The sequence below is a fragment of the Frigoribacterium sp. VKM Ac-2859 genome (genome assembly GCF_013204925.1).
Taxonomy (GTDB): domain Bacteria; phylum Actinomycetota; class Actinomycetes; order Actinomycetales; family Microbacteriaceae; genus Frigoribacterium.
The window spans coordinates 816971-829804 of record NZ_JABMLC010000001.1; the positions used below are offsets into that span (position 1 = coordinate 816971).

The 12834-nt window shown below is 71.1% G+C and carries 16 protein-coding genes; 2 read left to right on the forward strand and 14 right to left on the reverse strand.

Annotated elements, in window-relative coordinates; all coding sequences use genetic code 11:
• Positions 1 to 332: 332 nt before the first annotated feature.
• On the reverse strand, positions 333 to 1781 hold the full coding sequence (locus HQQ78_RS03785) for a sugar porter family MFS transporter (protein WP_173151080.1): 1449 nt from the start codon (positions 1779 to 1781) through the stop codon (positions 333 to 335).
• A 133-nt stretch (positions 1782 to 1914) separates the two neighbouring features.
• Between HQQ78_RS03785 and HQQ78_RS03790 the strand changes: the two genes are divergently transcribed.
• Entirely contained in the window at positions 1915 to 2475 is a 561-nt protein-coding gene (locus HQQ78_RS03790; protein ID WP_173151081.1) for a murein hydrolase activator EnvC, read from the forward strand.
• A 93-nt stretch (positions 2476 to 2568) separates the two neighbouring features.
• Here HQQ78_RS03790 and HQQ78_RS03795 read toward each other — a convergent pair whose 3' ends face one another.
• The 9 genes from HQQ78_RS03795 to HQQ78_RS03835 form a co-directional block, all read right to left on the reverse strand.
• Entirely contained in the window at positions 2569 to 3483 is a 915-nt protein-coding gene (locus HQQ78_RS03795) for a tyrosine recombinase XerC (RefSeq protein ID WP_173151082.1), read from the reverse strand.
• A 50-nt stretch (positions 3484 to 3533) separates the two neighbouring features.
• On the reverse strand, positions 3534 to 4796 hold the full coding sequence (gene dprA / locus HQQ78_RS03800; RefSeq protein ID WP_216844152.1) for a DNA-processing protein DprA: 1263 nt from the start codon (positions 4794 to 4796) through the stop codon (positions 3534 to 3536).
• Positions 4793 to 6322, reverse strand: coding sequence for a YifB family Mg chelatase-like AAA ATPase (locus HQQ78_RS03805; protein WP_173151083.1), 1530 nt, complete (start codon positions 6320 to 6322; stop codon positions 4793 to 4795). Before HQQ78_RS03805 ends, dprA begins: the two co-directional genes overlap by 4 nt.
• Complete coding sequence (locus tag HQQ78_RS03810) at positions 6319 to 6684, reverse strand: YraN family protein (protein WP_173151084.1); 366 nt, start codon at positions 6682 to 6684, stop codon at positions 6319 to 6321. Before HQQ78_RS03810 ends, HQQ78_RS03805 begins: the two co-directional genes overlap by 4 nt.
• A 153-nt stretch (positions 6685 to 6837) precedes the next feature.
• Positions 6838 to 7161 carry a DUF2469 domain-containing protein gene (locus HQQ78_RS03815; protein WP_056046179.1) on the reverse strand — a complete coding sequence of 108 codons (324 nt, stop codon included), beginning with the start codon at positions 7159 to 7161 and terminating at the stop codon, positions 6838 to 6840.
• A gap of 73 nt (positions 7162 to 7234) precedes the next feature.
• Entirely contained in the window at positions 7235 to 7873 is a 639-nt protein-coding gene (locus tag HQQ78_RS03820; protein ID WP_123570348.1) for a ribonuclease HII, read from the reverse strand.
• On the reverse strand, positions 7870 to 8619 hold the full coding sequence (gene lepB, locus HQQ78_RS03825) for a signal peptidase I (RefSeq protein WP_056046184.1): 750 nt from the start codon (positions 8617 to 8619) through the stop codon (positions 7870 to 7872). The genes HQQ78_RS03820 and lepB overlap by 4 nt, the downstream gene beginning before the upstream one ends.
• Before the next feature lie 67 nt (positions 8620 to 8686).
• Complete coding sequence (gene rplS, locus HQQ78_RS03830; RefSeq protein ID WP_043596315.1) at positions 8687 to 9034, reverse strand: 50S ribosomal protein L19; 348 nt, start codon at positions 9032 to 9034, stop codon at positions 8687 to 8689.
• A gap of 160 nt (positions 9035 to 9194) precedes the next feature.
• Positions 9195 to 9764, reverse strand: coding sequence for a hypothetical protein (locus tag HQQ78_RS03835; protein ID WP_173151085.1), 570 nt, complete (start codon positions 9762 to 9764; stop codon positions 9195 to 9197).
• A 38-nt stretch (positions 9765 to 9802) separates the two neighbouring features.
• Between HQQ78_RS03835 and map the strand changes: the two genes are divergently transcribed.
• Positions 9803 to 10573, forward strand: coding sequence for a type I methionyl aminopeptidase (gene map / locus HQQ78_RS03840; RefSeq protein ID WP_173151086.1), 771 nt, complete (start codon positions 9803 to 9805; stop codon positions 10571 to 10573).
• Positions 10574 to 10649: 76 nt separating this feature from the next.
• Here map and trmD read toward each other — a convergent pair whose 3' ends face one another.
• From trmD to rpsP, 4 genes are read right to left on the reverse strand one after another with little or no spacing between them, the layout of a single operon-like run.
• Entirely contained in the window at positions 10650 to 11342 is a 693-nt protein-coding gene (gene trmD, locus HQQ78_RS03845; RefSeq protein ID WP_173151087.1) for a tRNA (guanosine(37)-N1)-methyltransferase TrmD, read from the reverse strand.
• Between the two features lie 3 nt (positions 11343 to 11345).
• Positions 11346 to 12017, reverse strand: coding sequence for a ribosome maturation factor RimM (rimM, locus tag HQQ78_RS03850; protein ID WP_371740341.1), 672 nt, complete (start codon positions 12015 to 12017; stop codon positions 11346 to 11348).
• A gap of 4 nt (positions 12018 to 12021) precedes the next feature.
• Positions 12022 to 12258 (reverse strand): RNA-binding protein, encoded by a 237-nt coding sequence (locus tag HQQ78_RS03855; RefSeq protein WP_043596309.1) that lies wholly within the window; start codon positions 12256 to 12258, stop codon positions 12022 to 12024.
• 3 nt (positions 12259 to 12261) lie between these two features.
• Positions 12262 to 12678 carry a 30S ribosomal protein S16 gene (gene rpsP / locus HQQ78_RS03860; protein ID WP_123570351.1) on the reverse strand — a complete coding sequence of 139 codons (417 nt, stop codon included), beginning with the start codon at positions 12676 to 12678 and terminating at the stop codon, positions 12262 to 12264.
• Between the last annotated feature and the right edge of the window lie 156 nt (positions 12679 to 12834).

Sequence of the window (12834 nt, forward strand, 5' to 3'; positions counted from 1 at the left end):
CACCCGCGGGTGCGCCTGCTTGTCGGTTGTCGGGCGACCGGTCGGTCGCCACTGCCTGGTGCCCGGGCACACGTCCGCCGAGCCCACCGTGAGGCGGTTCGGACCGAATGGACGTGGAGGCCGGGAGCGGCGCGAGGCGACCAGGTCGCCTCGACGTCGGTGCGTCCGAGGACGCACAGGGCACGCGAAGTCAGCCTGCTGAGCAGGCTGCATCGCTAATGTTAGCACCACCACGGGCCCGGTGAGGTGGAGGTCGACCCCGGGCGGGGACCCCGACGTGCACGAACGTCCCGCCCAGGATCTGGACGGGACGTTCGTGGATCGTGTCGGGCTCAGGCCTTCGCCGACCGCCCCGCATCGGCCTGGACGGCCGAGGTGCCCATCTCCTCGAGCGAGCGCCCCTTCGTCTCGGGGATCTTCGCCAGCACGAAGAAGAACGACACGAGCGCGAAGAACGCGAAGATGCCGTACGACAGCGTGAGGCTGAGGGCGGCGAGGGTGGGGAAGGACACCGTCACGATGAAGTTGGCGATCCAGTTGGCCATGCTGCCCACGCCGAGTGCCGTGGCACGGATGCTGTTGGGGAACATCTCGCCGAGCAGCACCCACATGAGCGGGCCCCACGTGGCACCGAACGACACGACGAAGAGGTTGGCCGCGACGAGGGCCACGGGGCCCCAGGCGCCGGGCAGCGACGGGTCGCCGCTCGCCGAGGTGGTCGCCTGGCTGAAGGCCAGGGCGGTGACGGCGAGGCTGACGAACATGCCGATGGAGCCGGTGAGCAGCATGGGCCGACGGCCGACCTTGTCGACGAGCCCGATCGCGATGAACGTGACCGCGACGTTGACGACCGCGGTGATGGTCGAGATGAGGAACGAGTCCTCTTCCTGGAAGCCGACGGCCTGCCAGAGGGTGGTCGAGTAGTAGAAGATCACGTTGATGCCGACGAACTGCTGCAGCACGGCGAGGATGATCCCGACCCAGACGATGGGCTGGAGGCCGAAGCGGGTGCCGCGGATCGACGATTTCTTCTCGAGCTCTGCCTCGGTGCGGATCGAGTCCGTGATCTCTTTCAGGCTCGTCTCGACCGTCTCGGCCGGGACGATCGTCTGGAGGACCTTCTTGGCCTCGGTCTCGCGCCCGTCACCGGCGAGGTACCGCGGCGACTCGGGCAGACGCCAGGCCAGGATGCCGTAGACGACCGACGGGACGATTCCCACCAGGAACATCCAGCGCCACGCGGCGAGGCCGAAGAGCGACGGCTCGGATGCGCCACCCGCCGTGACCGCGAAGAGCTGGTCCGACAGCAGGGCGGCGAAGATGCCGAGGGTGATGGCGAGTTGCTGGAACGACGCCAGGCGACCGCGGATCGCCTTGGGCGACACCTCGCTGATGTAGGCGGGCGCGATGACCGACGCGATGCCGATGCCGAGGCCGCCGATGACGCGCCAGAGGACGAGGTCCCAGACGGCGAAGGCCGCGGCCGCACCGATCGAGCTGATCAGGAACAGACCGGCACCGATCAGCATCACCTTGATGCGACCCATCTTGTCGGCGAGGCGGCCGGCGACGTAGGCACCGATGGCACAACCGATCAGGGCCGAGGCGACCGCGAAGCCCGAAGCGAACTCGGTGAGACCGAACTCGTCGGTGATCGACTGGACGGCGCCGTTGATGACGGACGAGTCGAAACCGAACAGGAACCCGCCGATGGCCGCCGCCACGGCCAGCGCGGTCACCCGCCTGTTCAAGCTCTTCGTCGTTGCAGTGGTGTTCGACACCTGTACTCCTTCACGGCTCGAGGAGCAGGGCTCGTGGCCACGACTCCCCCACAAACGATGTGCACGGGGTGTTCGTGCACGGGTGAACCTTACGCCTCGCCGAGAAAGCTTGCGCAACCGGCAAGGTGCCGGTATGCGCTCTCACCTGCGGTCGACGACGCGGCTTCTCGTCACCCTCACGACGGCGGCCCTCGTCACGGTCCTCGCCGGGTCGCTCTCGGTCACGCCCGCGGTCGCGAACCCCCGGACAGCGAACCCCCGGGCAGCGAGCGCAGGAGGCGCGGTGTGGGCCTGGCCGGTCGCCTCGCCCCATCCGGTGGTCCGGCCCTTCGTCGGGCCGCCGAACCCGTGGTCGCCGGGGCACCGCGGCCTCGACGTCGGGACGGTCGAGGGCTCGGTCGTGACGGCCCCGGACGACGGCGTCGTGCACTTCGCCGGGGTCGTGGTGGACCGGCCGGTGCTGTCGATCGCCCACCCGGGTGGGGTGTTGAGCAGCGTCGAACCGGTGGTGGCCGACGTCTCGAAGGGCGACGCCGTCACGCGGGGGCAGACCGTCGGGGTGCTCGAGCGAGGGCACTGCCCCGACCGACCGTGCCTGCACCTGGGGGCGCGGATCGACGGCGAGTACGTCTCGCCTCTCTTGTTCCTGGGCGGGATCGAGCCGTCGGTGCTGCTGCCGACCACGCCCCGCTGAGCACCGGTCGGCACCGGCCGGGCCGACGACCGCAGCACGGTCGGGTGCTCGGAGGGTCCTCGGGCGTCGTGGGCGTCGTCGGGTGGAGCGTCGTCAGGCGCGCGGGTGTGCCGACCGGTAGCTGTCGCGCAGACGGTCGGTCGAGACGTGCGTGTAGATCTGCGTGGTGCCGAGGCTCGCATGACCGAGCAGCTCCTGGACGGCCCGGAGGTCGGCCCCTCCGTCGAGCAGATGGGTGGCGGCCGTGTGCCTCAATGCGTGCGGCCCCGCCGGCCCGCCGCCCGGGAGGTCGGCGAGCAGCCCGGCGACCAGTCGGTAGACGGCCCTCGTTCCGAGCCGCCCCCCGGTCGACCCCACGAAGAAGGCGGCGTCCGTGACCGGGGTGACGAGCGTCGGGCGGGCGAGGTCGGCGTACCGCCCCAGGGCCTCGGCCGCCGGCACCCCGAACGGCACGACGCGCTGCTTCGCCCCCTTGCCGGTCACCCGCACGGTCAGCCGTTCGAGGTCCACGTCGCCGAGGTCCGCCCCGACGAGCTCCGACACGCGCAGGCCCGCGCCGTAGAGCAGTTCGACGACCGCGAGGTCCCGGCGTGCCCCGGGGTCGCCCGTGTCCGCCCGGACGGCGAGGGACGCCAACAGGCCGTCGACCTGCTCGCGCGTGAGGACGCGCGGCAGGCGACTCTCGGGCTTCGGCGAACGCAGTCGGGCACCGACGTCGACCGTTGTGCGGTCGGTCTCGTCGAGCCACCGGGTGAAGGCCCGGACGCTCGCCGACCGCCGGGCGAGGGTGGCCCGGGCGAGCCCGGCCTGCGTGCCCTGCCAGAGCCAGTCGCGAAGCAGGTCGAGGTCGAGGTCGCCCACCTCACCCGGGCGACCGAGCCGGTTCTCGGCGAAGGCGACGAGGGAGTCGAGGTCGGCCGCGTACGACCGCACCGTGTGGTCGCTGAGCCCCCGGCCGTCGTGCAGGTGGTCGGCGAACCGTTCGACCTCGCCCAGGAGGCGCGTCACGGCAGCACCCGCCCCTCGCGTCTCGACCCCGGCTCGTGCATGCCGACAGGCTAACCATCGCGGCGCCCCCTCACCCGTCGCCACCCCGAGCCGGAGCGCCGGGCCGCACCCGAGAGGTCGAGCTCGGCGAGCACGTCGCGGACCGTCTCGAGCGACAGCCCGCTCGCGACGGCCAGTTCGTCGGTCTCGCGGGTCGCCGTCGTGCTGAGGGCGTCCAGCACCCGCATCGTCTCGGGGTCGAGCCGTCGGCCCTCGTACGAGGCGACGACGAGGTCGGTCGACACCCCCGCGAGTGCGAGGACCTCGTCGGCACCCGTCACGCACTCGGCCAGACCGGACCGGATCAGGGCGTGGCAGCCGACCGACGACGGCGAGGTGACCGGGCCGGGCACGGCCCCGACCGGACGACCGAGCGACTGCGCGTGGGCGGCCGTGTTCAGCGACCCCGAGCGGCCGCCGGCCTCGACCACGACGGTCGCGGCCGTCAACGCCGCGATCAGCCTGTTGCGTTGCAGGAACCGCCACCGCGACGGCTTGCCACCGCACGGAGCCTCGGAGATCACCAGACCCGTCTCGATGACGCGTCGCAGCAGGGCGTCGTGACCGGCCGGGTAGAGGTGGTCGACTCCCCCGGCCATGACGGCCACCGTCGTCGCCGAGGCGGCCAGGGCCGCCCGGTGGGCGGCACCGTCGATGCCGTAGGCGGCACCCGAGACGACCGCGAGACCTCGGTCGGCCACGCCGCCGGCGAGCTCGGCCGACACCTGCTCGCCGTAGGCCGTCGCCGCCCGCGAGCCGACGATCGCGATGCTCGACGTCGGCGCCGGAACGGACGCCGGACCTCGTGCCCAGAGGGCCACGGGAGCGTGATGGCCGAGGTCGTCGAGGGCCTCGGGCCACAGCGGGGTGCCCGGCACGAGCAGCCTCGATCCCACCACGGTCGCCGTGCGGAACGACCGGAGGATCACGCTGGTCTCGAGACGGGGCCGCCATCTCGTGAGCGTCCGTCCGAGGTCGAGCCGCTCCACGTCGCCGCGGGTGGCCCCTGCCTCGACCAGGGCCCCCGCGAGCAGACCCGCGCGGGGGTCGTCGTGACCGACCGCCGCTTCGAGCACGAGGCGGAGCCCCACGGTCGGCCCGAGCAGTGACCGGACGACGCCACCCACCGCGTCACCCGGTTCGACCACACCTGTCCAGGCGCCCAGGGCGAACGCCTCGAGGGTCTGTGCCTCGCTGAACTCGTGGGCGCCGGGCAGGAGGGGCCGGACGAGGTCGGCCAGCTCGGCGGGGGTAGCCCGGAGCAGGTCGCTCACAGCGACTGCCGCATGCTCAGTGCCCGCACGACGTGACGGCGGACGGGGGCAGGGTCGTCGTCGAGGTCGGCGAGGGTCCAGGCGACACGCAGCACGCGGTCGTAGCCCCTCATCGTCAGGGCACCGGTCTCGAGAGCCCGATCGATGGGCTGCGAGTCCGCCACGGCCAGGCGGTTCGCCGGATCACGCAGCCAGGTTCCCGGGACCTCGCCGGACGACCGCCAGGGTGTTCCCTCGAGCCGGCGGGCGGCACGGCCGCGCGCCCGGTCGACGCGTTCGCGGGCCTGGCGTGTCGTCGTCGGGACGACGTCGGCCGAGGCGCGGAACTGCGACGAGCTGATGCGGGCCACCCGCAACTGCAGGTCGATGCGGTCGACGAGAGGCCCGGAGAGCTTGCCCAGGTAGCGACGCCGCTGGTGCGGGGAACAACTGCAGTCGGAGTCGCGGGAGCCGTATTGCCCGCACGGACACGGGTTCGCCGCCGCGACCAGTTGGAACCTCGCGGGGAAACGCGCCACCGCCCGTGACCTGTGGACGACGGTCTCGCCCGACTCGAGGGGCTGGCGAAGACAGTCGAGGACCGTCTGTCGGAACTCGGGCGCCTCGTCGAGGAACAGTACGCCCCGGGTCGCCCTCGACGCGGCGCCGGGCCTGATGACCCCGCTGCCCCCGCCGACCAGGGCCGCCGCGCTGCAGGTGTGGTGGGGCGCCTCGAACGGCGGCCTCCGGTCGAGATCGCCCGTGACGGCGACACCGGCCAACGAACGGATCGACGCGACCTCGAGGGCCGAATCGGCGTCGAGGTCGGGCAGCAGCCCCGGCAGGCGGGCCGCCAGCATGCTCTTGCCCGCACCGGGAGGGCCCACCATGAGGAGGTGGTGGCCGCCGGCCGCGGCGACGACGAGCGCCTCGACGGCGTCGACGTTGCCGATGACGTCCGCGAGGTCGAGTTCGGCCGGCACCGTCGGTTCGGAGCGCGATCTCGTGATGGCCTCGACCGGTTCGGGTTCGAGACCTGCACCGTGCCAGATCGCTGCCTCACGCAGGCTCGGCACGGCCACCACGCGGATGCCGGGGACGAGGGCGGCCTCGTCTGCGTTGTCTGTCGGCACCATGACGGTGGCGGCCCCTGCCCGGCGCGCACCCAACACGGCGGGCAGGACCCCGTCGACGGGCCTGAGCCGGCCGTCGAGACCGAGCTCGCCCAGGTGGACGACGCCCTCGACGGACTCGGCGGGGACGACTTCGGCTGCGGCCAGGGCCGCGATGGCGATGCCGAGGTCGAAGGACGACCCCTGCTTGGGCAGCGACGCAGGTGACAGGTTGACGGTCAGCTTGCGCGCCGGCAAGGCGCACCCGGAGTTGGTCGCTGCGGACCGGACCCGGTCACGGGCCTCACCCAGCGACGTGTCGGGCAGTCCGATGATCACGAACGCCGGCAGCCCGGCACCCATGTCCGCCTCGATCTCGACGAGGGCTCCGTCGACGCCCAGCAGGGCGACCGCCCGCGTCCGCGCCACGCTCATGCTCCGGCCCCGCGGACGTGGTCGATCCGCTCGTGCCCCGCGCACCGCTCGACCGTGATGCCCACGACGTCGATGCGCAACCCCCGGGGCGTCGAGGTGGGATGCGCCTGGCACCAGGCCCCCGCCAGCCGTCGCAGACGGGCCAGCTTGGCCGGCGTCACGGCCTCGAGCGCGTGACCGTAGCCGGTGCCCGACCGCGTCTTGACCTCGACGACGACCACCTCGTCGCCGTCCAGGGCGACCACGTCGATCTCGCCCTCGCGGCACCGCCAGTTGCGCTCGACGACCCGCATGCCCTGCGCCTCGACGTACTCGGCCGCGACGTCTTCGCCGCGCCGACCCAATTCGTCCTTCTTCGCCATGTCTGACCTCCTGCCAGCAGGCTGGCGGAGGCGCGCCCCTCGGAGGGCGGGCGGAGCATCGGCTGGGGACGCCACCGACCCGGCCGCGGCTGGGGACGAGCCGAGTCGAGACGCAGCGCGTCCCGCGCCAGGAGGTCGCGTGGCGACGGACGACTACTCGTCGAGTGCGAGTTCTTTCGGGAGCTCGAGGTCGCGGCTCGTGAGCTCTTCGACGTTGACGTCCTTGAAGGTGAGCACCCGGACCGACTTGACGAAGCGGTCGGAGCGGTAGACGTCCCAGACCCAGACGTCGGTCATCGACAGTTCGAAGTAGAAGTCGTGCTCGGTGTCACGCCGGACCAGGTCGACCTCGTTGGCCAGGTAGAAACGCCGCTCGGTCTCGACCACGTAGCGGAACTGCGACACCACGTCGCGGTACTCGCGGTAGAGCGCGAGCTCGACCTCGCGGTCGTAGTCTTCGAAATCGTCCTCGTCCATCGGAGTCGAGCTTACGCGGCCCTCGGGGCAGCGGTCGCCGTCGTCCCTCTGCCGCCGGCGTAGGCGCTCGAGGTCAGTGCAGCCAGGTGAGGCGGTGCAGCGGCGACGGACCCAATTCGGACAGGGCCCCGTAGTGCGCCGACGAGCCGTAGCCCTTGTTGCCGGCCCAGGCGTAGCCCGGGTGGACGCCGTCGGCCTCGATCATCAGCCGGTCGCGTTCGACCTTGGCGATGACCGACGCCGCCGCCACCGACGCGCAGTCGCGGTCGGCCTTGACCCTGGTCGTGATGCGCGGAGGGGTGGCGAGCTGGGGTGACAGGTAGTCGTGGTTGCCGTCGAGCACCACCACGGACTGCATGATGCCCACACCGGCGTGGTGCAGCGCCGTGAGGGCACGCTTGCCGGCGAGCCCGAGGGCGACGACGATGCCCAGCCGGTCGACCTCGTGCGCTTCGGCGAAGCCCACCGCGTGATGGGACACCCACGACGTCGCCAGCGGGTAGAGGGCCTCGCGTCGCTTCTCGGACAGGAGCTTCGAGTCGCGCAGACCCGCGGGGACGTCGAGGCACTCGACGTGGACCGCCCCGAGCCCGACCGCGACCGGCCCGGCGATGGCTCCCCGACCGACCTCGTCGCAGCCGATCACCCAGGTCGCGCCGGCGGCGTGCAGCTCTCGTTCGTAGTCGAGGGTGGGGTCGACGACGGGGCTCATTCGCCCTCTCGCTCGGTGCCGCGGAAGACGTCGGGGTAGTCGCCGAGCCACGTCCAGCGCTCGGTCGGCCAGCTGATGACGAAGGCGCGTCCGACGACGTCGCTCATCGGGACGAACCCCTTGCTCGGGGTGGCGCCGTTGTAGCGGCTGTCCTTCGAGTTGTAGCGGTTGTCGCCCATCACCCAGAGGGAGTCGGCGGGCACCGTGACCGAGAAGTCGTCGGCCGAGACCCGGGTCTCGCCCGGGGGCAGGTTCACGTAGGGCTCGTCGAGGGGGACGCCGTTGACCGACATCTGGCCGAAGTCGTTGCAGCACTCGACGGTGTCGCCCGGCAGGCCGATGACCCGCTTGATCAGGTGGTCGTTGCTGTCTTGTGCGCCGAGCCCGACCAGCGTGAGGAACCACGAGAAGCCGTCGGACACCGGGTTGCCGGTGGTCGTGCTGATGGGAGCCGTGCCGTCGAGCCAACCGCCCGGGTCGGTGAACACGACCACGTCGCCCCGCTTGACGTCGACGAGGTCGGGCACCAGCTCGTTGACGATGATGCGGTCGTTGATCTGGAGCGTCTGCTCCATCGACCCGGAGGGGATGTAGAACGACCGGATCAGGAACGTCTTGATCAGGAACGAGATCAGGAGGGCCGCCAGGAAGATGACGAGCACGTCGCGCACGAAGGTGCCGATGCCGCGCTTTCCGCCGTCGTCGCGTCGAGGACGCAGGGCGCGCCTCACTGTGTCATTCGTCATTTAACCACCCGAGCTCCCCGCCATCTTAGATGGCGAGGAGCTCGCGTGATGTCGCTGAGGGGCGTGACTAGTTGTCGCGCTTCTCCTTGATCTTGGCCTTCTTGCCACGCAGTTCGCGCAGGTAGTAGAGCTTGGCGCGACGGACGGCACCGCGGCTGACGACCTCGATGTGGTCGATGACCGGGGAGTGCACCGGGAAGGTGCGCTCGACGCCGACCTGGAAGCTCACCTTGCGGACCGTGAAGGTCTCGCGGATGCCCTCGTTCTGCTTGCCGATGACGACACCCTGGAAGACCTGGACGCGCGAGCGCGTGCCTTCGATGATGTTGACGTGCACCTTGACGGTGTCGCCGGCGCGGAAGTCGGGGACGTCCGAGCGGAGGTTGGCGGAGTCAACCGCGTCGAGGATGTGCATTGTCGTTCGCTCTCTGCAACCGCCACAGGTCGACTGCGTGTCTGGGGCGCGTCACGCGCCCGTCATGATGAAGAAGGTGTGCTCTGGATCGGCAGACTCCCCTGTGGCAGAGTCGTGCGCAGGCACAAGCGCCTATTGTGCCACAGCGCGGGCACCCGTGTCAGCCTCGCGGCGTGATGGTGATGACGGGGCCGTCGTCGCCGTAGCCGGGCCGACGCCCCGCGGCGGCCCCGGTGCCCGACGCGACCCGCTCGAGATCGGCGAGCGACGTGGCCATGCGGGCCCGCGCCTCCTTCGCGAACTGCCAGAGAGCGCAGGCGAACAGGCCCACGCCCGCCGCGATCGTGACGACGGCGCAGAGGGCGAACAGGGCGGTCGAGAGGTCGAGGGACGAGACCCCGCCGGCGACCTGCGTGAAGGCCGACGCGGACGCGGACTCGGCGGAGCTGTCGACGATGAAGAACCCCAGGCCGAGCTGGCCGAGCCAGGACAGGGCGAGCAGACCCGCGTCGGCCCACGACACGGCCTTCGCCCGCCGGACGCTGCGGCGACCCACCACCACGCCGGTGGCAACCGCCTGCCCGATGAAGAGAAGAGGCACGAGCAGCAACTGGCCGACGAACTGCAGTCCCAACGGCACGCCGAAGAACGCCCGACCCAGCAGCACCCAGAGCGGCAGCACGAAGACGGCCACCCAGAGGAGGCGGTAGAAGATCCGGCGCATCGTCATGCGGTCGAGGCTACGAGGGCTTCGTGAAGAATGGCTGCATGATCGAACTGCGCACTCCCGACGAGATCGAACGAATGCGACCCGCCGGAGCCTTCGTCGCCCGCGTGCTCGAGGCGACCCGTGCGGCCGCGCGACCCGGCGTCGACCTGCTCGACCTCGACGCGCTCGCGCACCGCCTGATCCGCGAGGCGGGTGCCGAGAGCTGCTACGTCGACTACCACCCGTCGTTCGGGGCGAGCCCGTTCGGCAAGGTGATCTGCACGTCGGTCAACGACGCGGCCCTGCACGGCCTGCCGCATCACTACCGCCTGCGCGACGGAGACCTGCTCAGCCTCGACTTCGCCGCCTCGGTCGACGGTTGGGTCGCCGACTCGGCCGTGTCGTTCGTCGTCGGCGAGCAGGCGTCGGCCGAGGACCTCCGCCTGATCGAGACGTGCGAGGTGGCCCTCGACGCCGGCATCGCGGCCTTGAGGCCGGGCGCCAAGCTTGGCGACGTCTCGGCCGCGATCGGACAGGTCGCTCGCGGGGCGGGTTACGGCGTCAACCTGCAGTTCGGCGGCCACGGGGTCGGACGCACCATGCACGGCGACCCCCACGTGCCGAACGACGGGCGTGCGGGCCGCGGGTGGCCGGTCCGACCGGGGCTCGTCGTCGCGATCGAGCCGTGGCTGATGCGCGGCACGGACGCGATCGTGACCGACGCCGACGGCTGGACGCTCCGCAGCGTCGACGGCTCGCGGGCCGCGCACGTCGAGCACACCGTCGCCGCCACCGAGGACGGGCCGCTCGTGCTCACCGCGCGCGGATGACCCGGACGGGCCGTCCCCGGCGGACCCTCCCCGGCGGGTCGGGCCGGGACGCCCGGACCGCGCTGGCTCGGCCCGATCAGTCGAGCAGGTCGGGCCGTACCCGGCGGGTGCGTTCGAGCTGCTGCTCGCGACGCCAGGTCGCGATCGCCGCGTGGTTGCCGCTCAGCAGCACCGGAGGCACGTCGAGCCCTCGCCAGGACGCCGGCTTGGTGTAGCTGGGGTACTCGAGCAGGCCGTCTTCGTGGCTCTCTTCGGTGAGGCTCTCGGGGTTGCCCACGACGCCCGGGACGAGACGACCGATGGCCTCGATCATCGCCGTGACGGCGACCTCGCCACCGTTCAGCACGTAGTCGCCCAGGCTGATCTCGCGCACCGTCGCGCGATTGGCGGCGTGCTCGACGACGCGCTGGTCGATGCCCTCGTACCGGCCGCAGGTGAAGACCAGGTGCGGAGCGAACGCAAGCTCGCGAGCCGTGGCCTGGGTGAAGGGCGTGCCGGCCGGCGACGGGACGATCATGATCGTGTCGTCGGGCGTGGACGTCTCGCCGAAGACGTGGTCGAGCGCCTCGCCCCAGGGCTCGGGCCGCATGACCATGCCGGCGCCGCCACCGTAGGGGGTGTCGTCGACGGTGCGGTGCCGGTCGTGCGTGAAGTCACGCAGGTCGTGCACCTCGACGTCGAGCAGCTTCTGCTGCCGCGCCTTGCCGAGCAGCGAGATGTCGAGCACCCCGAAGAACTCGGGGAAGATCGACACGATGTCGATGCGCACGCGTCAGCGCTCGTCGTCGGGAGCGGACTCGCCGTCCGAGGCCGGTTCGTCGACGCCGTCGGCGACCGACTGGTCGACGTCGTCGGAGGCCGGCTCGTCGTCGGTGTCGGAGACCGGCACGTCGTCGGTGTCGTCGGCCAGCTCTTCGAAGAGCCCCTGCGGCGGGGTCACGACGACCACACCGGCCTCGACGTCGACCTTCGGCACGAGGGCCGAGACGAACGGGACGAGGACTTCGCCCGACGCGGTATCGACCGCGAGCAGGTCTTGGGCCGGCAGGTGGTCGACCCGGGCCACGGTGCCCACGACGACGCCGTCACGCTCGACGCGGAGGCCGACCAACTGGTGGTCGTACCAGGCGTCGTCCTCGTGAGGCAGTTCGTCGGCGTCCTGGTCGACCCAGAGGATCGCCTTGACGAGCGACTCGGCCGCCGTGCGGTCGTCGACCCCGTCGAAGAAGCCCACCGGGTGGCTGTTGTACCAGCGCAGCTCGGTGAGGGTGAGGGTCTTGTCGTGCCAGGCGCTGTCGGCGGGTACCTGGAGGCGGAACACGGCACCCGGCACGAAGCGTTGCTCGGGGGTGTCGGTGAAGAGTTCGAGCTTGAGGGCGCCCTTGAGGCCGTGGGCCTTGGTGAGGCGCCCCACCCGGAGTTCGGTCTTGCGGTCGGACGGCACGGTTCTAGAGATCGCCGTCGACGACGTCGACCCGGACCCGCTTGCCGTCGGCCAGCGCGGTGATCAGGGTCCGGAGGGCCTTGGCGGTGCGACCGGCACGGCCGATGACGCGACCGAGGTCGTCCGCGTGGACGTGCACCTCGAGGACGTCGCCTCGTGGGGAGTTCTTCTCCACGACCTGCACCTCGTCCGGGTGATCGACGATCCCCCGGACGAGGTGTTCGAGTGCAGGTGCGAGCACCGACTACGCCTCGGTGGTCTCGGCGTCGTCGCTGGACTCGGCCGGAGCCTCGGCCTTGGCCGCGGGCTTCTCGGTCTTGGGCACGAGGACCGGCTTCTTCTTCTCGTCGGCGACGAAGGCCTCTTTCGGAGCCTTGGTCTTGACGGTGCTGACGGCGTCGGCGTCGCCCTTGAACTTGCCCCAGTCGCCCGTGAGCTTCAGCAGCGCGGCGACCTGCTCGGTCGGCTGAGCGCCGACGCCGAGCCAGTACTGCGCACGCTCGGACTCGACCTCGATGAACGAGGGCTCCTCGGTGGGGTGGTACTTGCCGATCTCTTCGATGACGCGACCGTCGCGCTTGGTGCGCGAGTCGGCGACGACGATGCGGTAGTAGGGGGCGCGGATCTTGCCCATGCGCTTGAGACGGATCTTGACAGCCACAATTCTCCTGTGTGATGTGATGTGGGCGAGTTGCCAGCCGTGAGCGTGGGGGCACACTCGGCTCGAAAGCTCTGATGGGAGTCGAACGTCGTCTGATTAGAGGGTCGGACGACAGAAGACTCGACCTCCCATTGTTGCAGACGAAAGGCCATCTGC

Excerpts from the sequence above, each read along its gene's own strand:
- HQQ78_RS03790 (WP_173151081.1), top strand. The coding sequence starts at position 1,915 with ATGCGCTCTCACCTGCGGTCGACGACGCGGCTTCTCGTCACCCTCACG.
- HQQ78_RS03805 (WP_173151083.1), bottom strand. The coding sequence starts at position 6,322 with ATGAGCGTGGCGCGGACGCGGGCGGTCGCCCTGCTGGGCGTCGACGGA.
- HQQ78_RS03810 (WP_173151084.1), bottom strand. The coding sequence starts at position 6,684 with ATGGCGAAGAAGGACGAATTGGGTCGGCGCGGCGAAGACGTCGCGGCC.
- HQQ78_RS03815 (WP_056046179.1), bottom strand. The coding sequence starts at position 7,161 with ATGGACGAGGACGATTTCGAAGACTACGACCGCGAGGTCGAGCTCGCG.
- HQQ78_RS03820 (WP_123570348.1), bottom strand. The coding sequence starts at position 7,873 with ATGAGCCCCGTCGTCGACCCCACCCTCGACTACGAACGAGAGCTGCAC.
- lepB (WP_056046184.1), bottom strand. The coding sequence starts at position 8,619 with ATGACGAATGACACAGTGAGGCGCGCCCTGCGTCCTCGACGCGACGAC.
- rplS (WP_043596315.1), bottom strand. The coding sequence starts at position 9,034 with ATGCACATCCTCGACGCGGTTGACTCCGCCAACCTCCGCTCGGACGTC.
- HQQ78_RS03835 (WP_173151085.1), bottom strand. The coding sequence starts at position 9,764 with ATGACGATGCGCCGGATCTTCTACCGCCTCCTCTGGGTGGCCGTCTTC.
- map (WP_173151086.1), top strand. The coding sequence starts at position 9,803 with ATGATCGAACTGCGCACTCCCGACGAGATCGAACGAATGCGACCCGCC.